The sequence below is a fragment of the Streptomyces sp. NPDC051310 genome, from assembly GCF_044455245.1.
Lineage (GTDB): Bacteria > Actinomycetota > Actinomycetes > Streptomycetales > Streptomycetaceae > Streptomyces.
In genome coordinates this window covers 391,537-414,644 of sequence record NZ_JBITEO010000001.1, presented here as the reverse complement: position 1 = coordinate 414,644, position 23,108 = coordinate 391,537, and the positions used below count along the sequence as shown (strand labels likewise).

Annotated in this window: 19 protein-coding genes; 15 read left to right on the top strand and 4 right to left on the bottom strand. The window is 74.6% G+C overall.

Going from position 1 to position 23,108, the window contains the following annotated elements:
* Positions 1 to 48 precede the first annotated feature (48 nt).
* From ACIA79_RS01890 to holA, 4 genes are all read left to right on the top strand, one after another.
* The gene (locus ACIA79_RS01890; RefSeq protein ID WP_399426052.1) at positions 49 to 768 is read left to right on the top strand and encodes a helix-hairpin-helix domain-containing protein; all 720 of its coding nucleotides are present in this window, start codon (positions 49 to 51) and stop codon (positions 766 to 768) included.
* On the top strand, positions 765 to 3,296 hold the full coding sequence (locus tag ACIA79_RS01885) for a ComEC/Rec2 family competence protein (RefSeq protein WP_399426050.1): 2,532 nt from the start codon (positions 765 to 767) through the stop codon (positions 3,294 to 3,296). The genes ACIA79_RS01890 and ACIA79_RS01885 overlap by 4 nt, the downstream gene beginning before the upstream one ends.
* An 11-nt stretch (positions 3,297 to 3,307) precedes the next feature.
* Complete coding sequence (locus tag ACIA79_RS01880; RefSeq protein ID WP_399426048.1) at positions 3,308 to 3,553, top strand: hypothetical protein; 246 nt, start codon at positions 3,308 to 3,310, stop codon at positions 3,551 to 3,553.
* 76 nt (positions 3,554 to 3,629) lie between these two features.
* On the top strand, positions 3,630 to 4,616 hold the full coding sequence (holA, locus tag ACIA79_RS01875) for a DNA polymerase III subunit delta (RefSeq protein ID WP_399426046.1): 987 nt from the start codon (positions 3,630 to 3,632) through the stop codon (positions 4,614 to 4,616).
* 474 nt (positions 4,617 to 5,090) lie between these two features.
* Here holA and rpsT read toward each other — a convergent pair whose 3' ends face one another.
* Positions 5,091 to 5,357: a 30S ribosomal protein S20 gene (gene rpsT, locus ACIA79_RS01870; protein ID WP_399426044.1), complete on the bottom strand. Its 267-nt coding sequence runs from the start codon at positions 5,355 to 5,357 to the stop codon at positions 5,091 to 5,093.
* A 207-nt stretch (positions 5,358 to 5,564) separates the two neighbouring features.
* Between rpsT and lepA the strand changes: the two genes are divergently transcribed.
* The 4 genes from lepA (at position 5,565) to hemW (ending at position 13,398) form a co-directional block, all read left to right on the top strand.
* Positions 5,565 to 7,436, top strand: a complete 1,872-nt coding sequence (gene lepA, locus ACIA79_RS01865; protein WP_399426042.1) for a translation elongation factor 4 — start codon at positions 5,565 to 5,567, stop codon at positions 7,434 to 7,436.
* 446 nt (positions 7,437 to 7,882) lie between these two features.
* Positions 7,883 to 9,772 carry an AMP-dependent synthetase/ligase gene (locus tag ACIA79_RS01860; protein WP_399426039.1) on the top strand — a complete coding sequence of 630 codons (1,890 nt, stop codon included), beginning with the start codon at positions 7,883 to 7,885 and terminating at the stop codon, positions 9,770 to 9,772.
* Positions 9,773 to 9,951: 179 nt separating this feature from the next.
* Positions 9,952 to 12,150 carry a SpoIIE family protein phosphatase gene (locus tag ACIA79_RS01855; protein WP_399426037.1) on the top strand — a complete coding sequence of 733 codons (2,199 nt, stop codon included), beginning with the start codon at positions 9,952 to 9,954 and terminating at the stop codon, positions 12,148 to 12,150.
* A gap of 15 nt (positions 12,151 to 12,165) precedes the next feature.
* Positions 12,166 to 13,398 carry a radical SAM family heme chaperone HemW gene (gene hemW / locus ACIA79_RS01850; protein WP_399426035.1) on the top strand — a complete coding sequence of 411 codons (1,233 nt, stop codon included), beginning with the start codon at positions 12,166 to 12,168 and terminating at the stop codon, positions 13,396 to 13,398.
* A gap of 80 nt (positions 13,399 to 13,478) precedes the next feature.
* On the opposite strand, the gene ACIA79_RS01845 is transcribed toward hemW, so the two are convergent.
* Positions 13,479 to 14,294 carry a DUF3097 domain-containing protein gene (locus ACIA79_RS01845; protein WP_399426034.1) on the bottom strand — a complete coding sequence of 272 codons (816 nt, stop codon included), beginning with the start codon at positions 14,292 to 14,294 and terminating at the stop codon, positions 13,479 to 13,481.
* A 10-nt stretch (positions 14,295 to 14,304) separates the two neighbouring features.
* Positions 14,305 to 15,036 carry an MBL fold metallo-hydrolase gene (locus ACIA79_RS01840; protein WP_399426032.1) on the bottom strand — a complete coding sequence of 244 codons (732 nt, stop codon included), beginning with the start codon at positions 15,034 to 15,036 and terminating at the stop codon, positions 14,305 to 14,307.
* Positions 15,037 to 15,201: 165 nt separating this feature from the next.
* Between ACIA79_RS01840 and hrcA the strand changes: the two genes are divergently transcribed.
* The 7 genes from hrcA to ACIA79_RS01805 all read left to right on the top strand — a co-directional run bounded on the left by hrcA (position 15,202) and on the right by ACIA79_RS01805 (position 21,724).
* Entirely contained in the window at positions 15,202 to 16,218 is a 1,017-nt protein-coding gene (gene hrcA / locus ACIA79_RS01835; protein WP_031070348.1) for a heat-inducible transcriptional repressor HrcA, read from the top strand.
* Positions 16,218 to 17,354: a molecular chaperone DnaJ gene (gene dnaJ, locus ACIA79_RS01830; protein WP_031070345.1), complete on the top strand. Its 1,137-nt coding sequence runs from the start codon at positions 16,218 to 16,220 to the stop codon at positions 17,352 to 17,354. Before hrcA ends, dnaJ begins: the two co-directional genes overlap by 1 nt.
* Before the next feature lie 164 nt (positions 17,355 to 17,518).
* On the top strand, positions 17,519 to 18,592 hold the full coding sequence (locus ACIA79_RS01825; protein ID WP_399426030.1) for a nitronate monooxygenase: 1,074 nt from the start codon (positions 17,519 to 17,521) through the stop codon (positions 18,590 to 18,592).
* Positions 18,589 to 19,329: a 16S rRNA (uracil(1498)-N(3))-methyltransferase gene (locus ACIA79_RS01820; protein WP_399426028.1), complete on the top strand. Its 741-nt coding sequence runs from the start codon at positions 18,589 to 18,591 to the stop codon at positions 19,327 to 19,329. Before ACIA79_RS01825 ends, ACIA79_RS01820 begins: the two co-directional genes overlap by 4 nt.
* Before the next feature lie 57 nt (positions 19,330 to 19,386).
* On the top strand, positions 19,387 to 19,746 hold the full coding sequence (locus tag ACIA79_RS01815) for a histidine triad nucleotide-binding protein (protein ID WP_399426026.1): 360 nt from the start codon (positions 19,387 to 19,389) through the stop codon (positions 19,744 to 19,746).
* 7 nt (positions 19,747 to 19,753) lie between these two features.
* Positions 19,754 to 20,656, top strand: a complete 903-nt coding sequence (locus ACIA79_RS01810) for a ribonuclease Z (protein WP_399426025.1) — start codon at positions 19,754 to 19,756, stop codon at positions 20,654 to 20,656.
* A gap of 33 nt (positions 20,657 to 20,689) precedes the next feature.
* Positions 20,690 to 21,724: an adenosine deaminase gene (locus ACIA79_RS01805; RefSeq protein WP_399426023.1), complete on the top strand. Its 1,035-nt coding sequence runs from the start codon at positions 20,690 to 20,692 to the stop codon at positions 21,722 to 21,724.
* Here the strand turns inward: ACIA79_RS01805 and ACIA79_RS01800 are convergent.
* Positions 21,649 to 23,010 carry an MFS transporter gene (locus ACIA79_RS01800; protein ID WP_399426021.1) on the bottom strand — a complete coding sequence of 454 codons (1,362 nt, stop codon included), beginning with the start codon at positions 23,008 to 23,010 and terminating at the stop codon, positions 21,649 to 21,651. The two genes, ACIA79_RS01805 and ACIA79_RS01800, sit on opposite strands and share 76 nt — an antisense overlap.
* Positions 23,011 to 23,108 lie beyond the last annotated feature (98 nt).

The window sequence follows — 23,108 nt, the reverse complement described above, 5'->3', positions numbered from 1 at the left end:
GTTCCTGCTGCTGGGGGCGGGCTCGACGCGGGGGATGCCCCGCGGGAGGTGTCCGCGCCGCGGGAGCGGTGGTGGCCGGCCGTCCGCGAGCGGTTGCCGCTCTGGCTGCAGCTGCGGTGCGGCGTGGAGCCCAGGGCGCTGGCCGCGCTCGCGGTGGTCCTCGTCGTGGCGGCGGTGCTGGCCGGGCGGCACTTCTGGCTGGGGCGGCCGGAGTCCGTGCGGGCGCCCGAGGTGGTCGGGGCGGCGGAACCGGCTGTCACCGTCTCGGCCGCCGCCGTCCCGGCCGGCGCGGACGGGCCCCGCGCGGCACCCGTGCCCGCGGCCGTGGTCGTCGACGTGAGCGGAAAGGTGCGGCGGCCGGGGGTGTTGCGGCTGCCCGCCGGATCGCGGGTGGCGGACGCCCTGCGCGCGGCGGGCGGTGTCCGGCCGGGAACGGACGTCACCGGGCTGAACCGGGCGCGGGTGCTGATGGACGGGGAGCAGGTGGTCGTGGGCGTCACACCGGCTCCGGCGGGCCCGGGACCCGGCTCCGCCGGCCGGCCTGGCACCGCCGGTCAGCACGGCCCGGCGCCCGGTGCGCCGCTCGCCCTCAACACCGCCACCGCCGGACAACTGGACGCGCTGCCCGGCGTGGGGCCCGTGCTGGCCCAGCACATCATCGACTACCGCACGCGGCACGGAGGGTTCCGGTCGGTCGACGAACTGCGTGAGGTCAACGGGATCGGCGACCGGCGGTTCGCCGACCTCCAGCCCCTCGTACGGCCATGACGGGCGCGAGGAACCCCGCACGTGCCGCGGTTCACGCCGCGTCAGGTCACCGGCTGGGCGCCGCCGACCCGCGGCAGGAGGGCCCCACGGATCTGCGGCTGGTACCGCCGGCCCTGGCCGCGTGGTGCGCGGCGGCCGTCGCGATCGGCGCACCGGGACACCGGACCGCCATGGCGGTGTCGCTCGGCATCGCGGGGGCGACGGCGCTGCTCGCCCCTCTGGCGGCCGGCCGCCTGAGCCCCCGACACCCGTCGCCCTACGGGCGGTGGCGGGGGATCGCCACGGCCTGCGCCATGGTGCTGCTCTGCGGCGCCGCGGGAGCCGCGTCGGCCGGGTTCCACGGTGCCGACCTGCGGCGCGGACCGCTGCCCGGACTGGCACAGCAGTACGCGCGGGTCACCCTGGACGTGACGGTCACCTCCGACCCGCGCCCCGTACGCGGGCGGGGCCCCGCGGGAGTGGGGTCCGTCGTCCTGGACGGGGAGGCCACGCGCCTCGCCGGAACCGGCGGGACCGTCACCAGGATCCGCACGCCCGTCCTGCTGATCGCCCCCACCGGCCGCGGGTGGCAGCGGCTGCTGCCGTCCACCACCGTGCGCACCACCGGGCGGCTGGCCCCGCCGCAGCGCACCGGGGACCGCTTCGCGGCCGTCGTACGCGTGGGCGGCGCACCGCCGTTCGTCACCGCGGGGCCGAACGCGCTCCAGCGGACCGCCGGGAGGCTGCGGGCGGGGCTGCGCACCGCGACGGACGGGCTGGCACCGGACGCCCGGGCCCTGCTGCCCGGACTGGTCGTGGGGGACACCTCACGGGTGCCGCCCGACCTCCACGACGCCTTCCGGGCGACCGATCTGACACATCTGCTGGCGGTGTCCGGCAGCAACCTCACCGTCGTGTTGCTGCTGCTCATCGGGCCGCCCGGCGCCGCGCTGCGGGCGGAACGCGGCGGTCTGGCGCCCCGCCTCGGGATCGGCCTGCGGGGCACGGCGCTGGCCGGCGGGGCGCTCACGCTCGCCTTCGTCGTGGTCTGCCGGCCGGACCCCAGCGTGCTGCGCGCCGCTGCCTGCGGGGCCATCGCCCTGCTCGCCATCGGGACGGGGCGGCGCAGGTCGCTGATCCCCGCGCTGGCCGCCGCGGTGCTGCTCCTGGTGCTGTACGACCCGTGGCTGGCCCGCAGTTACGGCTTCCTGCTCTCCGTGCTGGCCACCGGAGCCCTGCTCACCCTCGCTCCCCGCTGGAGCACCGCGCTGCGGCGGCGCCGGGTGCCCCCGCGGATCGCGGAGGCGGTGGCCGCGGCGGCTGCCGCCCAAGCGGTGTGCGCACCGGTGGTGGCCGTGTTCGCGGCCCGGGTCAGCCTGGTGGCGGTCCCGTGCAACCTGTTCGCCGAACTGGCGGTGGCCCCCGCCACCGTGCTCGGCTTCGCCGCACTCGCCACGGCGCCCGTGGCGATGCCCGTCGCGCGGCTGCTCGCTGAGGCCGCGGGATGGCCGGCCGGGTGGATCGCCTCCGTCGCCCGGGCCGGTGCCGCGCTGCCCGGCGCGCAGACCGACTGGCCGGGCGGCTGGCGGGGCGGGCTGCTGCTCGCCGCCGTCACCTGCGCCGGCGTCCTGCTGGGCCGGTGGCTGCCGTACCGCCCCTGGGTGGCCGCCGGGTGCGCCACGCTGCTGCTGGTCGCGGTGGTGCGGCCGCCGCCGCTGAGCAGGTTCGTCACCGGATGGCCGCCTCCGGGCTGGGTGTACGCGATGTGCGACGTGGGCCAGGGCGACGCCACGGTGCTCTCGGCGGGCGGCGGCGCGGCCGTGGTGGTCGACGCCGGTCCCGACCCGGGCCCCGTCGACCGGTGCCTGAGCGATCTGGGCATCAGCCGGGTGCCGCTCGTAGTGCTCACGCACTTCCACGCCGACCACGTCGCCGGGCTGCCGGGGGTGCTGCGCGGCCGTGAGGTCGCCGCCATCCAGACCACCGACCTCCAGCAGCCCGCGGGACAGGCCGCGTTCGTCCACCGGACGGCCCGCGCGGCGGGCGTGCCCGTCATCCGGCCGGCCCCGGGGGAGCGGCGCCGGGCCGGGCCGCTGGAGTGGCGCGTGCTCTGGCCGGGTGCCCTGCCGGGGCCCGGCCCCGAGGAGGCGAACGACGCCAGCGTCACGCTGCTCGTCCGTACCGCCTCGGGGACGACCCTGCTGCTCCTGGGCGATCTCGAACCGCCCGCCCAGCGGGGTCTGCTGCGGGCCCACCCGGATCTGCCGCCGGTGGACGTGCTGAAGGTCGCCCACCACGGCTCGGCCCACCAGGACCCGCGCCTGCTGAGCCGTGTCAGGCCGCGGCTGGCCCTGGTGTCGGCCGGCCGGGACAACGACTACGGCCACCCCTCGCCGCGTACGGTCGGCGCCCTGCGCGACGGGGGAGCGGTGGTGCTGCGCACGGACCGGGACGGCCCGATCGCGGTCGCCGGTACCGGCCCCGGCCTGCGGGCCACGGCCCGGGACGGAGCGGCGGACCCGGGGTCGGCCGGCGGACGGGAGGACTGAACAATGGTGAGGTGAGCGATGTGAGACATGTGCTGGTGCTGCCCGACCGGGACGCGGCGGAGGAGGTGGCCGAGGCGCTCGCCGACCGGTTCGGCACGGACGAGGAGCCGCAGCTGGTGCGCGACGCGCTGGCCGGTGAGGACGACGCCGAGGACGCGCAGTGGCTCGTGGTGGTCGAGGATCCCGAGGGCCGGCTCGCAGCGGCCGAGCTGGACGCGTTCGCGGCCGAGTGGGACGGCTGGCGGGAGGAGCCGTAGGGACGGCCGGCAGGAGGAGCCGTGGGGACGGCCGGACGAGCGGAGCTGTCGGTGGCGCGTGCGATGCTGGTGCGCGATGGCCACCAGAAAGAACGCGACCGACGACCCGCTCGCCCCCGTCACCCTCGCCGTGGGCCAGGAGGATCTCCTCCTGGACCGTGCGGTGCAGCAGGTGGTGGCGGCGGCCCGAGCCGCCGACGCCGACACGGACGTCCGTGACCTGACCGCCGAGCAGCTGCAGCCGGGCATGCTCGCCGAGCTGACGAGCCCGTCGCTCTTCGACGAGCGCAAGGTGCTGGTGGTGCGCAACGCGCACGACCTCTCCGCCGAGACGGTCAAGGACATCAAGGCGTACGTCGGCGCGCCCGCCGAGGAGATCACCCTCGTCCTCGTCCACGCCGGCGGCGCCAAGGGCAAGGGACTGCTGGACGCGGCGCGCAAGGCCGGGGCGCGGGAGGTCGCGTGCCCGAAGACCACCAAGCCGGCGGAGCGCCTGACGTTCGTACGCGGCGAGTTCCGCGCGCTCGGCAGGTCGGCGACGCCCGAGGCGTGCCAGGCGCTCGTCGACGCGATCGGCAGCGATCTGCGGGAGCTCGCGTCCGCGGTGTCGCAGCTCACCGCCGACGTCGAGGGCACGATCGACGAGGCGGTCGTCGGCCGGTACTACACGGGCCGTGCGGAGGCGTCCAGTTTCAACGTCGCCGACCGGGCGGTGGAGGGCCGGGCGGCCGAGGCCCTCGAAGCGTTGCGCTGGTCGCTCGCCACGGGCGTCGCCCCCGTCATGATCACCAGCGCGCTGGCGCAGGGGGTGCGGGCGATCGGCAAGCTGTCGTCCGCGCGGGGCGGGCGGCCCGCCGATCTCGCGCGCGAGCTCGGCATGCCGCCGTGGAAGATCGACCGCGTGCGCCAGCAGATGCGCGGCTGGACGCCGGACGGCGTCGCCGTCGCGCTGCGTGCCGTCGCGGAGGCGGACGCGGGAGTCAAGGGCGGGGGCGACGACCCGGAGTACGCCCTGGAGAAGGCGGTCGTCACCATCGCCCGCGCGGCCCGCTCCCGCCGCTGACACCTCGCGCGGCCGCTCCCGCGCTGGTTCCCCGTGTCGGCCCTCTTCTGCTGAACACGCCGCGCGGCCCGCTCCCGTGTTTGCTGCCCACGGCCGGGGCGCCATGCCCGGTGGCGGTGCCTCGCCACGCGCCGTAGCCCGCCATGGCCGGTGGCGGTGCCCCGTCGTGCCCCGTAGCCCCCATGCCCGCACCCCGCCACGCCCGGTCGCCGCGTGCCGCGCCAAGCCCCCGCCGCCCCCGGTGCGCCCAGGTGGCCGCCGGCATACCGGGAGGACCAGGGCAGCCGTCCGCCCGCATGCCGAAGGCCCCGGCGGCCGTTCTGGGGAAGAACGGGGCCGGGGCCTTCGGGTGGTACAGGGTGAGCTCGTACCCGCGTGGCGAACGCAGGCCGCGTACAAGCTCGGGGGTGCCGGTCAGGAGCGGATGAGAGGGCCCGCTGGGTCCCTTCCGGCGGTCAGATCAGAAGGAGGAGCTCAGCCCTGGAGGGTGGCAACCTTGGCAGCCAGCGCCGACTTCTTGTTGGCGGCGGCGTTCTTGTGGATGACACCCTTCGAGACGGCCTTGTCGAGCTTGCGGGAGGCCTCGCGAGCGGCCACGGTGGCCTTCTCGACGTCACCCGCGGCGGCAGCCTCACGGGCCTTGCGGATCGCGGTCTTGAGCGACGACTTGACGGCCTTGTTGCGCAGGCGCGCCTTCTCGTTCGTCTTGTTCCGCTTGATCTGGGACTTGATGTTCGCCACGAAAGAGCCTTTTCAGGTTCGTAAGGATTTCTGAGAGGTGTGCCCCGAGGCTGAGAGGGCTACGAGACACAGCTGCCCAGGCTACCAGTCGCCGTCCGAGCGGCCCAAACCGAGCGCCCGTCCCCGTCCGTGGGACCATGGAACCTACGTATCGATCCGACGTCGACCCGAGCAGAGACGCCAGCGTCTCGAGAATCAGGACCCTGCGTGCCCGCGACCCCTACCCACGTGCCCGAGCCGAGCCGTACCGACCCGGCGCTGATCCGCAACTTCTGCATCATCGCGCACATCGACCACGGCAAGTCGACCCTCGCCGACCGGATGCTCCAGCTGACCGGTGTGGTCGAGCAGCGGCAGATGCGCGCTCAGTACCTCGACCGCATGGACATCGAGCGCGAGCGCGGCATCACGATCAAGTCCCAGGCCGTCCGTCTGCCGTGGGCGCCCACCACGGGCGACGGCCAGGGCCGGACGCACATCCTCAACATGATCGACACCCCCGGGCACGTCGACTTCACGTACGAGGTGTCCCGTTCGCTCGCGGCCTGCGAGGGCACCGTCCTGCTCGTCGACGCCGCCCAGGGCATCGAGGCGCAGACCCTCGCCAACCTCTACCTGGCGATGGAGAACGACCTCACCATCGTCCCGGTGCTCAACAAGATCGACCTTCCGGCCGCCCAGCCGGAGAAGTTCGCCGAGGAGCTGGCGAACCTGGTCGGCTGCGACCCCGACGACGTGCTGCGCGTCTCGGCCAAGACCGGCATGGGCGTCGAGGCGCTGCTCGACCGCGTCGTCCAGGACGTGCCGGCCCCGGTCGGCGTCGCCGACGCGCCCGCCCGCGCGATGATCTTCGACTCCGTCTACGACTCGTACCGCGGTGTCGTCACCTACGTACGTGTCATCGACGGCCAGCTCAACAAGCGCGAGCGCATCCGCATGATGTCCACCGGCGCGACCCACGAGCTGCTGGAGATCGGGACGAACTCCCCGGAGATGCTCCCGGCGGACGGCCTCGGAGTGGGTGAGGTCGGGTACCTGATCACGGGTGTGAAGGACGTCCGGCAGTCCAAGGTCGGTGACACCATCACCACCCTGCACAAGGGCGCCACCGAGGCCCTCGGCGGGTACAAGGACCCCAAGCCGATGGTGTTCTCCGGGCTGTACCCGCTGGACGGCTCCGACTACCCCGAGCTGCGCGACGCCCTGGACAAGCTCCAGCTCAACGACGCCGCGCTCGTCTACGAGCCGGAGACCTCCGCCGCCCTCGGCTTCGGCTTCCGCGTCGGCTTCCTCGGCCTGCTCCACCTGGACGTCATCCGCGAGCGGCTGGAGCGCGAGTTCGGGCTGGACCTGATCGCCACCGCCCCCAACGTGGTCTACCGCGTGCTCATGGAGGACGGCACCGAGCACACCGTCACCAACCCGAGCGAGTTCCCCGAGGGCAAGATCAGCGAGGTGTACGAGCCGGTCGTACGCGCCACGATCCTCGCCCCCAGCGAGTTCATCGGCTCCATCATGGAGCTGTGCCAGACCCGCCGCGGCACGCTGCTCGGCATGGACTACCTCTCCGAGGACCGGGTCGAGATCCGCTACACCCTCCCGCTCGCCGAGATCGTCTTCGACTTCTTCGACCAGCTGAAGTCCAAGACCCGCGGTTACGCCTCCCTCGACTACGAGCCCACCGGCGAGCAGGCGTCCAGCCTGGTCAAGGTCGACATCCTGCTGCACGGCGACAAGGTCGACGCCTTCTCCGCCATCACGCACAAGGACGCGGCGTACGCGTACGGCGTGCGGCTCGTCGCCAAGCTGCGCGAGCTCATCCCGCGCCAGGCGTTCGAGGTGCCGATCCAGGCGGCCATCGGCTCGCGCGTCATCGCCCGCGAGACCATCCGCGCCATCCGCAAGGACGTCCTCGCCAAGTGCTACGGCGGTGACATCTCCCGTAAGCGGAAGCTGCTGGAGAAGCAGAAGGAAGGCAAGAAGCGGATGAAGATGGTCGGCTCCGTCGAGGTCCCGCAGGAGGCCTTCATCGCGGTGCTGTCCAGCGACGACTCCGCGGGCGGCAAGAGCAAGAAGTAGCCGTCGCCTCCGGAGCCGCCCCCGGCACGCCGGCTCCCGGCCGGCAGTGGCCCCCGGCGGCACCGGCCACGGCACGCCGGCCCCCGGCCGGCAGCGCCTCCGGAGCCGCCGCCGGCGGCCCGCACCGGCCACAGCACGCAGGCGCCGGGCCCGCACCGGCGCCGGGACCGCAGCGGCCCGCACCGCCACCGCGGCGCACCGCCGAAGCGCCCGTTCGTTCACGGACGGGCGCTTTTGCGCGTCCGTGCGGCTCCGTAGGGCCTCCGGGCGGGCCCCACAACCCGCACAGACAGCGCACAGTCGTTATGAAGCGGGTATGAACCGCCGGGCCGTAGCCCCTTACGTGGCGGACGGTGGCGCTCTAACCTGATCCCGCCCGAGGGTTACTCGCCAGTTAAACAATCATCCCGTCGTGCAGCCCTGCCGCAAGCCGCCCGGAGGACGCCGTGAGCGACACCCAGACCCTGATCGAGAACCGACCGCCCTCCGTGGCGTCCCTCTTCCTTGAGCGGGTAGCGAAAACCCCGGACGCGGAGGCCTACCGGTACCCGGTGCCCGCTGCGTCCGGCCAGGGTCCCGACGAGTGGAAGTCGCTCAGCTGGCAGCAGGCCGCCGACCGCGTCTACGCCATCGCCGCCGGCCTGATCGACCTCGGCGTGCAGCCGGAGGAGCGTGTCGCGCTCGCCTCCGCCACCCGGGTCGAGTGGATCCTCAGTGACCTCGGCGTGATGTGCGCCGGCGCCGCGACCACGACCGTCTACCCGCAGACGAACGCCGACGAGTCCGCGTACATCCTCGCCGACTCCGCCAGCCGCGTCCTGATCGCCGAGGACGCCGGCCAGCTGGCCAAGGCGCGCGAGAAGCGCACCGACCTGCCGCACCTCGCCCACGTCGTCGTCATCGACCCGAGCGGGGTGGAGGCGGACGGGGCGGACCCCGACGGCTGGGTGCTCTCCCTCGCCGACCTGGAGGAGCGCGGCCGGAACTACCTGGACAAGCACCCGGAGGCCGTCAAGGAGCGGGTCGGGGCGATCGCCAAGGAGCAGCTCGCCACCCTCATCTACACCTCCGGCACCACGGGCCGCCCCAAGGGGGTGCGGCTGCCGCACGACAACTGGTCCTACATGGCCAAGGCCATCGCCGCGACCGGCCTGATCACCGGGGACGACGTGCAGTACCTGTGGCTGCCGCTCGCGCACGTCTTCGGCAAGGTGCTGACCTCCGGCCAGATCGAGGTGGGGCACGTCACCGCCGTCGACGGCCGCGTCGACAAGATCATCGAGAACCTGCCGGTCGTCCAGCCGACCTACATGGCCGCCGTGCCGCGCATCTTCGAGAAGGTCTACAACGGGGTCGCCGCCAAGGCGCGGGCCGGCGGCGGCGCCAAGTACAAGATCTTCAAGTGGGCGGCCGAGGTCGCCCGCGAGTACGCCAAGGTCGCCCAGGACAACTTCCGCCGCACCGGCACCGCGAGTGCCCCCTTCGGCCTCACCGCCAAGCACAAGGTCGCCGACGCGCTCGTCTACTCCAAGCTCCGCGAGGCGTTCGGCGGCCGGCTGCGCGCCGCGATCTCCGGTTCGGCCGCCCTCGCGCCCGACATCGGCTACTTCTTCTCCGGCGCCGGCATCCACATCCTGGAGGGGTACGGCCTCACGGAGTCCAGCGCCGCCAGTTTCGTCAACCCGGGCGAGGCCTACCGCACCGGCACCGTCGGCAAGCCGCTGCCCGGCACCGAGGTCCGCATCGCCGACGACGGCGAGATCCTGCTGCGCGGCCCGGGCATCATGGAGGGCTACCACGGGCTGCCGGAGAAGACCGCCGAAGTCCTGGAGTCCGACGGCTGGTTCCACACCGGCGACATCGGCGAGCTGTCCGTCGACGGCTACCTGCGCATCACCGACCGCAAGAAGGACCTCATCAAGACGTCCGGCGGCAAGTACATCGCCCCGGCCGAGGTCGAGGGCCAGTTCAAGGCGGTCTGCCCCTACGTCTCGAACATCCTCGTCCACGGCGCCGACCGGAACTACTGCACGGCGCTCATCGCCCTCGACGAGGCCGCCCTCCTCGGCTGGGCCGAGGAGCACGGACTCGGCGGCAGGCCGTACGCCGAGGTCGTGGCGACCGCGGAGGCCCAGAAGATGATCCAGGGCTACGTGGACCGCCTCAACGAGGGGCTCCAGCGCTGGCAGACCATCAAGAAGTTCCGGCTGCTGCCGCGTGACCTCGACATCGAGCACGGCGAGCTCACGCCCAGCCTCAAGCTGAAGCGGCCCGTCGTGGAGCGCGAGTACAAGGACCTCATCGAGGAGATGTACGACGGGACCAGAGAGGGCTGACCGCCCGCCCCCGAGTGGGTGGACGGACACGGAAGGCGGGAGCGGGCCGAGGACGGCCGCGCCCGCTTTTCGTGTCCTTTCGTGGCCTTCGCCCGCCGACTTCGATGACTCGGCGCTTATGGGCGAGCCCGATCTGTCACTCTGTCGGTGTCCAGACCGGGAGCCGACGAGGAGCGCACGTGGGGTCCTTTCCAACACAGCGGGCAGAGCGGCCGCAGCCGGCGCCGTACGACATCACCGAGCTGCCGCCCGCCCACCGCCATCACCTGCCGCCCCAGCAGCCGCCGCCGAACCATTCCGTCGCGCGCACGAGCCTGCCGGGCAACCCGCTGGCCCCGGCCGCCGCCCGCCGGTTCGTCCGGGCGGCCCTCGCCGACTGGACCGGGCTCGCCCTGCCGGCCGCCGCCGCGATCACCGAGCGGGTGGCCGACGACGCCGTCCTCGTCGTCGCCGAACTGGTCACCAACGCCGTGGTCCACGCGGGAACCACCGTCGAGCTCCTCTTCCGCCTGGAGGAGCCCGACGCCGACCAGCCCGCCGCCCTGGTCCTGGAGGTCTCCGACCACCATCCGACCCGTACCGTCCGCAGCGAGCACCCCGCGGCCGAGGGCGGCGGCGGCCCCGAGGAGTACGGCCGCGGACTCCAGCTCGTCGCCGCCCTCGCCGAATGCTGGGGCATCACCTACCGCCCGGGCCTCAAGACCGTCTGGGCGCGGCTGCCCCTCGACGGCTGGGACACCTGCCCCGTGCCCGGCACCGAGCCCGCCATCCAGCGCGGTCTGCGCGCCGCCGAGATCCTCGCGCCCGCGCCGCGCCGTCCCGTGCGCGACGACCAGGAGTGGGCCGGCAGCGGCGCGCTGACGTTCCTCGCCGAGGCGTCCGACCTCCTCGCCGGGCAGCTGGACGAGGACCTCGTCGCCGCGCTCGCCGGGCAGCTCCTGGTGCCGCGGCTGGCCGACTGGTGCGCCTTCTGGCTGGAGGGCGACGGCGGCGAGGGGCCCGTCGCGGCACCCCGTCTCGCCCGTGTGTGGCACGCCGACGAGTCCGCCATCGAGCCGCTGCGCGCCGCGCTCCAGAAGGAGCCGCCGCCGGCCCCCGACGCCGGACACGGCGGACCCGTGCCCGTCCGCTGGCCCGATCCCGGCGGCCACGGCGAAGGCGACGGCGACGGTACGGCGCTGGCCTGCCGGCTGGCCGTGGGCGGCCGCGGGCTCGGCACGCTGATGCTCGGGCGGCGCGGCACGGAACGCATCCCCGACGCGGTCACCGCGCTCGTCGAGGACTTCGCACGCCGTGTGGCGCTGGCCATCGGCGCGGCCCGCCGGTACACGCGCCAGGCCACCATCAGCCGGGTGCTCCAGCGGGGACTGCTGCCCAGCCAGGTGGCGCAGATCCCGGGCGTGGCCAGTTGCGTGGTGTACGAGCCGAGCGACGACGGGCTCGCGGGCGGCGACTTCTACGACGTCTTCCAGGCGGCCGCCCCGGCCGCGGGCACGGGCTTCGGCACGGGGACGGGCGTGGGCCTCGGCGCGCTCCCGGACCCGCGCCCCGGCGCCGACCCTCTCCCCGAGGCCCTCCCAGGCACCGACCCTCTCCCGGGCGCCGGCCCGCACCCCGGCTCCGCGGACCGCGCCCCCGTCGGCGCCGGGAGCCCCGTGGTCGCCGGTAGCGCCGCCCAGGGTGGCGGCGGGCGGCCCGGGCGGTGGTGCTTCATGCTCGGCGACGTCCAGGGCAGCGGCCCCGAGGCCGCCGTCGTCACCGGACTCGCCCGGCCCTGGCTGCGGCTCCTCGCCCGCGAGGGCCACCGGGTCGGCGAGGTCCTCGACCGGCTCAACCGGCTCCTGCTGGACGACGCGACCGAGGCCGCCGAAGCCGCCGCCCTGGTCGTCGCGGCCGCCGGCGGCCCCGACCCCCAGCCGCCGAGCACGCACCTCACCCAGTCGCGCTTCCTGTCCCTCCTGTACGGCGAGCTCACCCCGCTGCCGCCGGAGGAGGGCGGGGGCGCCCGCTGCACCCTCGCCTGCGCGGGGCACCCCCTCCCGCTGCTCCTGCGCCCCGACGGGACCGTCACCCCGGTCGCGGTGCCGCAGGTGCTCCTCGGCGTCGTGGACGACGTCGCGTACGAGAGCCACACCTTCCACCTCGCGCCCGGCGACACCCTGCTGTGCGTCACCGACGGCGTCACCGAGCGGCGCTCGCGCGCGGGCCGGATGTTCGACGACGAGGACGGCCTGGCCCAGGTCCTCGCGGCCTGCACCGGGCTGACCGCCCAGGGCGTCGCCGACCGGATCCGGCAGGCCGTGCACGCCTTCGGCGAGGGTCCGGTGGCCGACGACCTCGCCCTGCTGGTGCTCCAGGCACGGGAACATCCGGCGTGACGGACAATGGGCGGTATGCCTTCCGTACTGCCCGATGGCGAGCCCATGCCCGAGGACGGCGCGCTCCCCGCGTCCGCGCTGCTCGGGGCCCGTGAGCGGCCGCTCGGGTTCTATCTGCACGTGCCGTACTGCGCGACCCGCTGCGGCTACTGCGACTTCAACACGTACACCGCCACCGAGCTGCGCGGCACCGGCGGCGTGCTCGCCTCCCGCGACAACTACGCCGCCACCCTGACCGACGAGATCCGCCTGGCGCGGAAGGTGCTGGGCGACGACCCGCGGCCGGTCCGCACGGTGTTCGTCGGGGGCGGCACGCCGACGCTGCTCCCCGCCGGCGACCTCGTCCGCATGCTGGGGGCGATCCGTGACGAATTCGGGCTCGCGGACGACGCGGAGATCACGACGGAGGCGAACCCGGAGTCCGTCGGCCCGGCCTATCTGGCGGAACTGCGCGAGGGCGGCTTCAACCGCATCTCCTTCGGCATGCAGAGCGCCCGGCAGCACGTGCTGAAGGTGCTGGACCGCACGCACACGCCCGGGCGGCCCGAGGCGTGCGTCGCGGAGGCGCGTGCGGCCGGGTTCGCGCACGTCAACCTTGACCTGATCTACGGCACGCCGGGGGAGAGCGACGACGACTGGCGGGCCTCGCTGGACGCGGCGATCGGCGCGGGCCCCGACCATGTGAGCGCGTACGCGCTGATCGTGGAGGAGGGCACCCAGCTCGCCCGGCGCATCCGGCGCGGCGAGGTCCCCATGACGGACGACGACGTCCACGCGGACCGGTACCTGATCGCCGAGGACGTGCTGTCCGGCGCCGGGTTCGAGTGGTACGAGGTGTCGAACTGGGCCACGACGCCGGCCGGGCGCTGCCTCCACAACGAGCTGTACTGGCGCGGCGCCGACTGGTGGGGCGCGGGACCGGGAGCCCACAGCCACGTGGGTGGTGTGCGGTGGTGGAACGTCAAGCACCCGGGCGCGTACGCCGCCGCGCTGGCGGAGGGCCGCTCACCGGGGGCCGGGCGGGAGGTCCTGTCGGAGGACGACCGCCGCGTCGAGCGCATCCTGCTGGAACTGCGCCTCCGCGAGGGCTGCCCGCTCGCCATCCTCGCCCCCGCGGGGCTCGCCGCCTCGCGCCGCGCGCTGGCCGACGGGCTCCTGGAGCCCGGCCCGTACGAGGCGGGCCGCGCCGTCCTCACCCTGCGCGGCCGGCTCCTCGCGGACGCGGTGGTCCGGGACCTGGTGGACTGACCCGCCGGGCCCCGCCCGCACGCGGTGGTCCGGGACCCGGCGGACCGACCCGCCGGGCCCCGCCCCGCCCGGACGCGGGGTCACACCGGCCGCTGGTCGCCGGCCGTCACGAAGTCGATCAGCTCCTCGACCCTCCCCAGCAGCTCCGGCTCCAGGTCCTTCCAGCCGTAAACCTTCGACAGGATGTGCTGCCAGGCCGCGCCCGTGTTGTCGGGCCAGCCGAGGGCGCGGCAGACGCCCGCCTTCCAGTCCTGGCCGCGCGGCACCCGGGGCCAGGCCGGGATGCCCACGGCCGCGGGCTTCACCGCCTCCCAGATGTCGATGTACGGGTGGCCCACGACCAGGGTGTGGGCATCCGTGACGGCCGCCGCGATGCGGGACTCCTTGGAGCCGGGGACGAGGTGGTCCACCAGGACCCCCAGGCGGGCGTCCGGGCCCGGCCCGAACTCCCGGACGATCGCGGGGAGGTCGTCGACGCCCTCCAGGTACTCGACGACCACGCCCTCGATGCGCAGGTCGTCGCCCCACACGCGCTCGACGAGCTCCGCGTCGTGCCGCCCCTCCACGTAGATGCGCCCCGCCCGGGCGACCCGGGCGCGTGCCCCCGGCACGGCGACCGAGCCCGAAGCGGTGCGCGTGGGGCGGGACGGCGCCGCGGACGGGCGCACCAGGGTGACCGTACGGCCCTCCAGCAGGAAGCCGCGGGGCGTCAGCGGGAAGACCCGGTGCTTGCCGAACCGGTCCTCCAGGGTCACCGTGCCCGCCTCACAGCGGACCACCGCCCCGCAGAAGCCGGTGGCCACCTCCTCGACCACGAGGTCCGGCTCGGCGGCCACCTCCGGCACGGGGGCCGGCCGCTTCCACGAGGGCGTCAGATCAGGGTCGTAACGGCGCATTCCGCAGACGCTACGACACCCCGAACCGCCGGGCCAGCTCATCGCGTTGGGCGCGTACGAAGGCGGCGTCCACCACCGCGCCGTGCCCCGGCACGTACACCGCGTCGTCGCCGCCCAACGACAGGAGCCGGTCCAGCGCGGCCGGCCAGCGCGAGGGGATCGCGTCCGGTCCGGCCTGCGGGTCGCCCGACTCCTCCACCAGGTCGCCGCAGAGGACCACCTCCGGGGAGCCGGGCACCAGCACCGCCAGGTCGTGGCCGCTGTGGCCCGGCCCGGCGTTGGCCAGCAGCACCTGCCGCCCGCCCAGGTCCAGCGTCCACTCGCCGCTCACCAGGTGGTGGGGCGCGACCAGGACGTCCGCCGCCTCGACGGCCTCCTCCACCGCGACCCCGTGCCGGATCGCGTCCGTGCGCAGACCGTCCCGCTCGCGGACCATCAGCGCGTCGACCCCCACCGCGCCGAAGACCTCCGCCCCCGCGAACGCCGCCGTGCCCAGCACGTGGTCGAAGTGGGGGTGGCTCAGTGCGATATGCGTCACCCTGCGGCCGCCCAGCATCGCCTGCGCCTGCGCCCGGATCTCGGCGCCCTCCCGGAGCGTGGCGCCCGTGTCGAACAGCAGCACCCCCTCGGCACCGGCCACCAGGGCCGTGGTCGCGTCCCACACGGGCAGCCGGCGTCTGCCGACCCCTTCGGCGAGCCGCTCCCAGCCGTACCTCTCCCACGCGATCGAACCGTCGTCCATACCGCGACGCTATCCGTACCGGGCGGTCCGCCGCGCGGTAGCGTGACCGCCGCCCTTGCTAGGGGCGTACCCGGGCGCCGTACACTTGCCGGGTGATACCTGGCACTCGGACCTGGTGAGTGCCAATGAACGCCGAGTAACCGGAGCTAGCTGGAGGTGCGCGCGATGCTCAGCGAACGCAGACTCGAGGTGCTGCGCGCGATCGTCCAGGACTACGTCGGCACCGAGGAGCCCGTCGGCTCCAAGGCGCTGACCGAGCGCCACAACCTCGGCGTCTCGCCGGCCACCGTGCGCAACGACATGGCGGCGCTGGAGGAGGAGGGCTTCATCGCCCAGCCCCACACCAGCGCGGGCCGCATCCCCACCGACAAGGGCTACCGGCTCTTCGTGGACCGGCTGGCCGGGGTCAAGCCCCTGTCGTCGCCGGAGCGGCGGGCGATCCAGAACTTCCTGGACGGCGCGGTGGACCTGGACGACGTCGTCGGCCGTACGGTGCGGCTGCTGGCGCAGCTGACCCGGCAGGTCGCGATCGTCCAGTACCCGTCCCTGACGCGCTCGACCGTGCGGCACGTGGAACTGCTGTCGCTGGCTCCGGCCCGGCTGATGCTGGTCCTGATCACGGACACGGGCCGTGTCGAGCAGCGCATGGTCGACTGCCCGGCGCCGTTCGGCGAGCAGTCGGTGGCCGACCTGCGGGCCCGGCTCAACAGCCGGGTCGTCGGGCGCCGCTTCACCGACGTGCCGCAGCTGGTGCAGGACCTCCCCGAGTCCTTCGAGGCGGAGGACCGCGGGACCGTCTCCACGGTGCTGGCCACGCTGCTGGAGACGCTGGTGGAGGAGACGGAGGAGCGGCTGATGATCGGCGGCACCGCCAATCTCACCCGCTTCGTGCACGACTTCCCGCTGACGATCCGGCCGGTGCTGGAGGCGCTGGAGGAGCAGGTGGTGCTCCTGAAGCTGCTCGGCGAGGCCAAGGACTCGGCGATGACCGTACGCATCGGGCACGAGAACGCCCACGAGGGGCTCAACTCCACGTCCGTCGTCGCGGTCGGCTACGGTTCGGGCGACGAGGCAGTCGCCAAACTCGGCGTGGTCGGACCGACCCGCATGGACTACCCCGGAACGATGGGAGCGGTACGCGCAGTGGCACGTTACGTCGGACAGATCCTGGCGGAGTCGTAGTGGCCACGGACTATTACGCCGTGCTCGGCGTACGCCGCGACGCGTCCCAGGACGAGATCAAGAAGGCGTTCCGCAGGCTCGCGCGCGAGCTGCACCCGGACGTCAATCCCGATCCGAAGACGCAGGAGCGGTTCAAGGAGATCAACGCCGCGTACGAGGTGTTGTCGGACCCGCAGAAGAAGCAGGTCTACGACCTCGGCGGCGACCCGCTGTCCGCGTCCGGCGGTGCCGGCGCCGGCGGCTTCGGGGCGGGCGGCTTCGGCAACTTCTCCGACATCATGGACGCCTTCTTCGGCACGGCGTCCCAGCGCGGGCCGCGCTCGCGGACCCGGCGCGGCCAGGACGCGATGATCCGGCTGGACATCGAGCTCAACGAGGCCACCTTCGGCACGACCAAGGACATCCAGGTCGACACGGCCGTCGTCTGCACGACCTGCTCGGGCGAGGGCGCCGCGCCCGGTACGTCCGCGCAGACGTGCGACATGTGCCGGGGCCGCGGTGAGGTCTCGCAGGTCACCCGGTCCTTCCTGGGCCAGGTCATGACGTCCCGCCCCTGCCCGCAGTGCCAGGGCTTCGGCACCGTCGTCCCGACGCCGTGCCCCGAGTGCGCCGGCGACGGCCGCGTGCGGTCCCGCCGTACGCTCACGGTCAAGATCCCGGCCGGCGTGGACAACGGCACCCGCATCCAGCTCGCGGGCGAGGGCGAGGTCGGCCCGGGCGGCGGCCCGGCGGGCGACCTGTACGTCGAGATCCACGAAGTGCCGCACCCGGTCTTCCAGCGGCGCGGCGACGACCTGCACTGCACGGTGACGATCCCGATGACGGCGGGCGCACTCGGCACCAAGGTGCCGCTGGAGACGCTCGACGGCGTCGACGAGGTCGACATCCGTCCCGGTACCCAGTCGGGGCAGTCCATCCCGCTGCACGGGCGCGGTGTCACGCACCTGCGGGGCGGCGGGCGCGGTGACCTCATCGTGCACGTCGAGGTCCAGACGCCGACGAAGATGGACCCGGAGCAGGAGCGGCTGCTGCGGGAGCTGGCGAAGCTGCGCGGCGAGGAGCGCCCGACCGGGCAGTTCCAGCCGGGGCAGCAGGGCCTGTTCTCGCGCCTGAAGGACGCGTTCAACGGCCGTTAGGACCCGTCTTCCGGGTCGGGCCGTGCCCGGGGGCCCCGGCTCCCGGGCCCCCGGTACGGCGCACCGGGCGGGCTGACCCGCCCCCTGTGCCGTACCGCGCCGCCCCCGCGCCCGTACGGGCGGGAGGGTTCGGCGGCGCACCGGGGCCGTGACACCATGCCTGCATGTCCTCCGCACTGACCGATCTCTGCCGGTACCCGATCGTGCAGGCCCCCATGGCGGGTGGCGCCTCCTGTCCCCAGCTCGTCGCCGCCGTGTCCGAGGCCGGCGGGCTCGGCTTCCTCGCCGCCGGGTACAAGACGGCCGACGGCATGTACCAGGAGGTCAAACAGCTCCGCGGGCTGACCTCGCGGCCCTTCGGCGTCAACCTGTTCATGCCGCAGGCCGGCCAGCCCGACGCCGCCGCCGTCGAGGTCTACCGGCACCAGCTCGCCGGCGAGTCGAGCTGGTACGACACGCCGCTCGGCGACCCCGACGCCGGACGGGACGACGGGTACGAGGCCAAGCTGGCGATCCTCCTCGACGACCCGGTGCCGGTCGTGTCGTTCACCTTCGGGTGCCCCGCCCGCGAGACGCTCGACGCGTTCGCGCGCGCCGGCACGTTCACCGTCGTGACCGTCACCTCGCCGGAGGAGGCCCAGGTGGCGCAGTACGCGGGCGCGGACGCGGTCTGCGTCCAGGGCGTGGAGGCCGGCGGGCACCAGGGGACGCACCGCGACGACCCGGAGGGCGACGGGTCGGGGACCGGTCTGCTGGCGCTGCTGGGCCAGGTCCGCGAGGCCGTGCGGATACCGATGGTCGCCGCCGGCGGGCTGATGCGCGGCAGCCAGATCGCCGCCGTCCTCACGGCGGGCGCGGCGGCCGCGCAGCTCGGCACGGCGTTCCTGGTCTGTCCCGAGTCGGGCGCGAACATCCTGCACAAGCAGGCCATGACCAACCCGCTGTTCACCCGCACCGAGCTCACCCGCGCCTTCTCGGGCCGGCCCGCGCGCGGGCTCGTCAACCGGTTCATGCGCGAGCACGGGCCGTACGCCCCCGCCGCCTACCCCGAGGTCCACCACCTCACCAGCGGCCTGCGCAAGGCCGCGGCGGCCGCCGGCGACCCGCAGGGCATGGCGCTGTGGGCGGGCCAGGGCCACCGGCTCGCCCGCGAGCTGCCCGCCGGACAGCTGGTCGAGGTGCTCAACGCCGAGCTGCAGGCCGCGGTGGCCGGCCTCGCGCCGAGGGAGGCGTCATGACCGCGCCCGTGTTCGTCGTCGAGGGGCTGCGGGCCGCCACGGGCGGCACCGTCACGCTCGACGGGGCCGAGGGACGGCACGCCGTCTCCGTGCGCCGGCTGCGCGTCGGCGAGGAGATCGTCCTGACGGACGGCGCCGGCACCGGCGCGTACGGCGCCGTCGCCGCGGTCGAGGGCAAGGACCGCCTGGAGGTGGCCGTGCGCGAGGTGCGCACCGAACCCGAGCCGGCCCCCCGCATCACCGTCGTCCAGGCCCTGCCCAAGGGCGACCGCGGCGAGCTCGCCGTGGAGACGATGACCGAGACCGGCGTCGACGCGATCGTGCCGTGGGCCGCGTCCCGCTGCATCACGCAGTGGAAGGGCGAGCGCGGCCTGAAGGCGCTCGCCAAGTGGCGCGCCACCGCCCGCGAGGCGGGCAAGCAGTCGCGCCGCCTTCGCTTCCCGGAGGTGGCGGAGGCCGCGTCGACGAAGCGGGTCGCCGAGCTGCTGGCGGCGGCGGACTTCGCGGCGGTCCTGCACGAGGAGGGCGCCGAGCCGTTGGCCGCCGCAGAGCTGCCCGCCACCGGCGGGATCGTGCTCGTCGTGGGCCCCGAGGGCGGCGTGTCGCCCGAGGAGCTGGCGGCCTTCGCCGGGGCGGGCGCCAGGCCGTACCGGCTGGGCCGCAGCGTGCTGCGCACCTCCACCGCCGGCACCGCCGCCACGGCCCTGCTGCTGGGGCGGACCGGCCGCTGGTCGTGATCGTCACGGATAAGCTGCGTCCCACAGTGATGATCCGATTCGGGAAGGGGCCGGAGCATGGCCGGAGAGCCGCGGAGCGACTGCCTGTTCTGCAAGATCGTGGCGGGGGAGGTCCCGGCCACGATCGTGCGTGAGTCCGAGACCACCGTCGCCTTCCGCGACATCAACCCGCAGGCACCCACGCACGTGCTGGTGATCCCCAAGGCGCACCACCCGGACGCCGCCTCGCTCGCCGCGGCCGCGCCGGAGGTCGCCGCCGACGTGCTGCGCGAGGCCGGCGAGGTCGCCGCGCAGGAGAAGACCGACGGCGCCGGCTACCGCATCGTCTTCAACACCGGCACCGGCGCCGGGCAGACCGTCTGGCACGCGCACGCGCACGTCCTGGGCGGCCGCGGCCTCAACTGGCCCCCCGGGTAAGGCACGGATGTCCGTACGGGAGTTCGTCGTGCTGGGCACCGCCAGCCAGGTGCCCACACGCCACCGCAACCACAACGGCTACCTGCTGCGCTGGGACGGGGAGGGCATCCTCTTCGACCCGGGCGAGGGCACGCAGCGGCAGATGCTGCGGGCCGGGGTCGCCGCGCACGACATCGACCGGATCTGCGTCACCCATTTCCACGGTGACCACTCGCTCGGCCTCGCCGGGGTCATCCAGCGCATCAACCTCGACCGGGTGCCGCACCCCGTCACCGCCCACTACCCGGCGAGCGGGCAGCGCTTCTTCGACCGGCTGCGGTACGCCACGGCCTACCGCGAGACGGTGCAGCTCGCCGAGGCGCCGGTCGCCGGCGACGGCGTGTTCGCCACGACCCCCGCGTACACGCTGGAGGCCCGCCGGCTCTCGCACCCCGTCGAGTCCTTCGGCTACCGGCTGACCGAGCCCGACGGGCGCCGCATGCTGCCCGGCGCGCTCGCCGCCCGCGGCATCCAGGGCCCGGACGTGGGCCGCCTCCAGCGGGAGGGCGAGCTCGGCGGCGTGCGGCTGGAGGACGTCAGCGAGGTCCGGCGCGGGCAGCGGTTCGCCTTCGTCATGGACACCCGGCTGTGCGACGCCGTCCACGCCCTCGCCGAGGGCTGCGACCTGCTCGTCATCGAGTCGACGTTCCTCGACGAGGACGAGACACTGGCCGTGGAGCACGGTCACCTGACGGCCGGGCAGGCGGCGTCGGTGGCGCGCGGGGCAGGCGTGCGGCACCTGGTCCTCACGCACTTCTCGCAGCGCTACAGCGACCCCGCCGCCTTCGAGCAGCAGGCCCGGGCGGCCGGCTTCGACGGCGAGCTGACCATCGCCCACGACCTCGTCCGGGTCCCCCTCCCCAAGCGCTAGAGAGCAGCGCTGGAAAGCACCGAGGCACTCCCCATGGCACCGCTTCCGAAAGCCGAACTGCACCTCCACATCGAAGGCACCCTCGAACCCGAGCTGGCCTTCGCGCTCGCCGCGCGCAACGGCGTCCAGCTGCCCTGGGCGGACACCGAGGAGCTGCGCAAGGCGTACCTCTTCAGCGATCTGCAGTCCTTCCTGGACCTCTACTACAGCCTGATGACCGTGCTGCGCACGGCGGACGACTTCGCCGAGCTCGCCGACGCGTACCTGGCGCGGGCCGCCGCTCAGGGGGTGCGGCACGCCGAGATCTTCTTCGACCCGCAGGCGCACACCGGCCGCGGCCTCGCCTTCGGCACGGTGGTGGAGGGGCTGGCCAGGGCGCTGGACCACAGCGAGGAGCGGCACGGCATCTCCACCCGGCTGATCATGTGCTTCCTGCGCGACCTGCCGGCCGAGTCGGCGCGGGAGACGCTGGAGGCGGCCAAGCCCTACCTGCACCGGATCACGGGCGTCGGCCTGGACTCGGCGGAGGCCGGCCACCCGCCGTCGAAGTTCGCCGAGGTGTACGAGGCGGCAGCGGCGCTCGGCCTGCGCAGGGTCGCCCACGCGGGCGAGGAGGGCCCGCCGGCCTACATCCGCGAGGCGCTGGACGTCCTCGGTGTGGAGCGGATCGACCACGGCCTGCGGGCGGTGGAGGACCCGGAGCTGGTGGCCCGGCTCGTACGGGACCGGGTGCCGCTGACGCTGTGCCCGCTGTCGAACGTGCGGCTGCGCGCGATCGACATCCTGGAGGACCACCCGCTGCGGTCCATGCTGGAGGCCGGGCTGCTGGTCACGGTCAACTCCGACGACCCCGCCTACTTCGGCGGCTACGTCGGGGACACCTTCCACGCGGTCCACGAGGCGCTGGGCCTGGCCCCGGAGCAGCTGCGGGAGCTGGCCCGCAACTCCTTCCTGGCGTCCTTCCTCGACGACGACGAGGACCGCAGGGCCCGCTACCTCGCCGAGGTGGAGGCGTACGACTTCGGCTCCTCCGACTCGGTCGACGCGGTGGATTCCGCCAGGCCGTAGGAGCGCCGGGCCGCGGCGGCCGGGGCGGACTCGACCGGGATCTCCGCGACCGGCTGCTCCGGGGCGCCCAGCTGCGGGGCCAGGGCCGCGGCCGGGGCCGCGGCGGCCGCGACCACCGCCGCCGGGGCGCCGCCGCGGCGGCGGATCGCGCCCGGCACCAGGGGGCGGCCCGAGGTGTGCAGGGCGACGGCGGTCATCGGGACGGCGAGCAGCAGCAGGAGCGCGGCGAGCACCAGGCCCATGCCGGGGTAGCCGGCCCGCTCCGACAGGACGCTGCCGGTCACCGGCCCGCAGGCCACGCCGAGCGAGGACGCCGAGCCGACGAGGACCGCCCAGCGGCCCCGCGGGTCCAGGGAGGCGGCGAGGCCGATCACGTACGACAGGACCACCGGGTAGCAGGTGTTCCAGAGGATCTCGCCGGTGGCGAAGGACGCGAGGTCCTCGGCCGCGGAGCTCAGCGCGATGCAGCCGGCGATCAGGACCGTGCCGGCGCCGATCGGCACGGCCCGGCCGAGCCGGGCGCCCAGCGCGCCGGCCCCGAGCACCCCGAGGAGCCCCGCGCCGAGCGCGGCCGCGAAGACCGCGCCGACCGCGACCTCGCTCAGGCCCGCCTGGTCGAGGCCGATGCGGCCGCTCACGCCCCACAGGGCGTTCTGCGCCAGGGACCAGCACACCATCGCGCCGGCCAGGACCGCTCCGGCCCGTGGACGCGGCAGCGGTGCGGCCGCCCGGCGCGCCCCGCCGGTGTCGTGACCGGTCTCCAGCCGGGCCGTGGCGGGCCACACCGCCGCCGCGACCAGCGCGATCGAGGCGAACGGCAGCACGTGCCCGCCGCCCAGGTGCGGCAGCGTCAGGTACAGCGCGCCCGCCGTCGCGGACACCGACAGCAGGCCCAGCGTCGAGGCGCGGTGCGGGTCGCGGCGGCCCGCGAACCCGGCCGCCGCGACCGCCGTGGCCGTACCGGAGCCGAAACCGCCGACGACGGCGCCGGCCACGACCGGTGCGACGTACGCGGTGAGTGCGGCGCAGCCGTACCCGGCGACGGCGAGCGTCAGACCGAGGCGGGCGAGCCGCCGCTGCCCGTACCGCTCCACCCGGGACGCGAGTGTGAAGCCGGCGGTGGCGGAGCTCAGCAGCAGGGCCGAACCGACCAGCCCGGCCCGGGCGGGGGTGAGGCCGAGGCCGGTGGAGAGGCTGCCGACGAGGGTCGGGAGGAGGTACGCGGCGAGGTAGCCGGCGGTGAAGAGGGCGACGAGCGGCCACGGGGCGCGCGGGCGCGAGGGCATGGGCGTTCCAGCGAACTGATTCCCGGCGGGCGGGAATGAGCGGAAGAGGGGAAGGGCGCCCGCTGTCGCGCGCCGATGGCCGCGCGGGAACGCGGGCC

Coding starts and splice junctions, on each gene's coding strand:
- ACIA79_RS01885 (WP_399426050.1), top strand. CDS start 765: ATGACGGGCGCGAGGAACCCCGCACGTGCCGCGGTTCACGCCGCGTCA.
- holA (WP_399426046.1), top strand. CDS start 3,630: ATGGCCACCAGAAAGAACGCGACCGACGACCCGCTCGCCCCCGTCACC.
- hemW (WP_399426035.1), top strand. CDS start 12,166: ATGCCTTCCGTACTGCCCGATGGCGAGCCCATGCCCGAGGACGGCGCG.
- ACIA79_RS01845 (WP_399426034.1), bottom strand. CDS start 14,294: ATGCGCCGTTACGACCCTGATCTGACGCCCTCGTGGAAGCGGCCGGCC.
- ACIA79_RS01840 (WP_399426032.1), bottom strand. CDS start 15,036: ATGGACGACGGTTCGATCGCGTGGGAGAGGTACGGCTGGGAGCGGCTC.
- hrcA (WP_031070348.1), top strand. CDS start 15,202: ATGCTCAGCGAACGCAGACTCGAGGTGCTGCGCGCGATCGTCCAGGAC.
- ACIA79_RS01825 (WP_399426030.1), top strand. CDS start 17,519: ATGTCCTCCGCACTGACCGATCTCTGCCGGTACCCGATCGTGCAGGCC.
- ACIA79_RS01820 (WP_399426028.1), top strand. CDS start 18,589: ATGACCGCGCCCGTGTTCGTCGTCGAGGGGCTGCGGGCCGCCACGGGC.
- ACIA79_RS01815 (WP_399426026.1), top strand. CDS start 19,387: ATGGCCGGAGAGCCGCGGAGCGACTGCCTGTTCTGCAAGATCGTGGCG.
- ACIA79_RS01810 (WP_399426025.1), top strand. CDS start 19,754: ATGTCCGTACGGGAGTTCGTCGTGCTGGGCACCGCCAGCCAGGTGCCC.
- ACIA79_RS01805 (WP_399426023.1), top strand. CDS start 20,690: ATGGCACCGCTTCCGAAAGCCGAACTGCACCTCCACATCGAAGGCACC.
- ACIA79_RS01800 (WP_399426021.1), bottom strand. CDS start 23,010: ATGCCCTCGCGCCCGCGCGCCCCGTGGCCGCTCGTCGCCCTCTTCACC.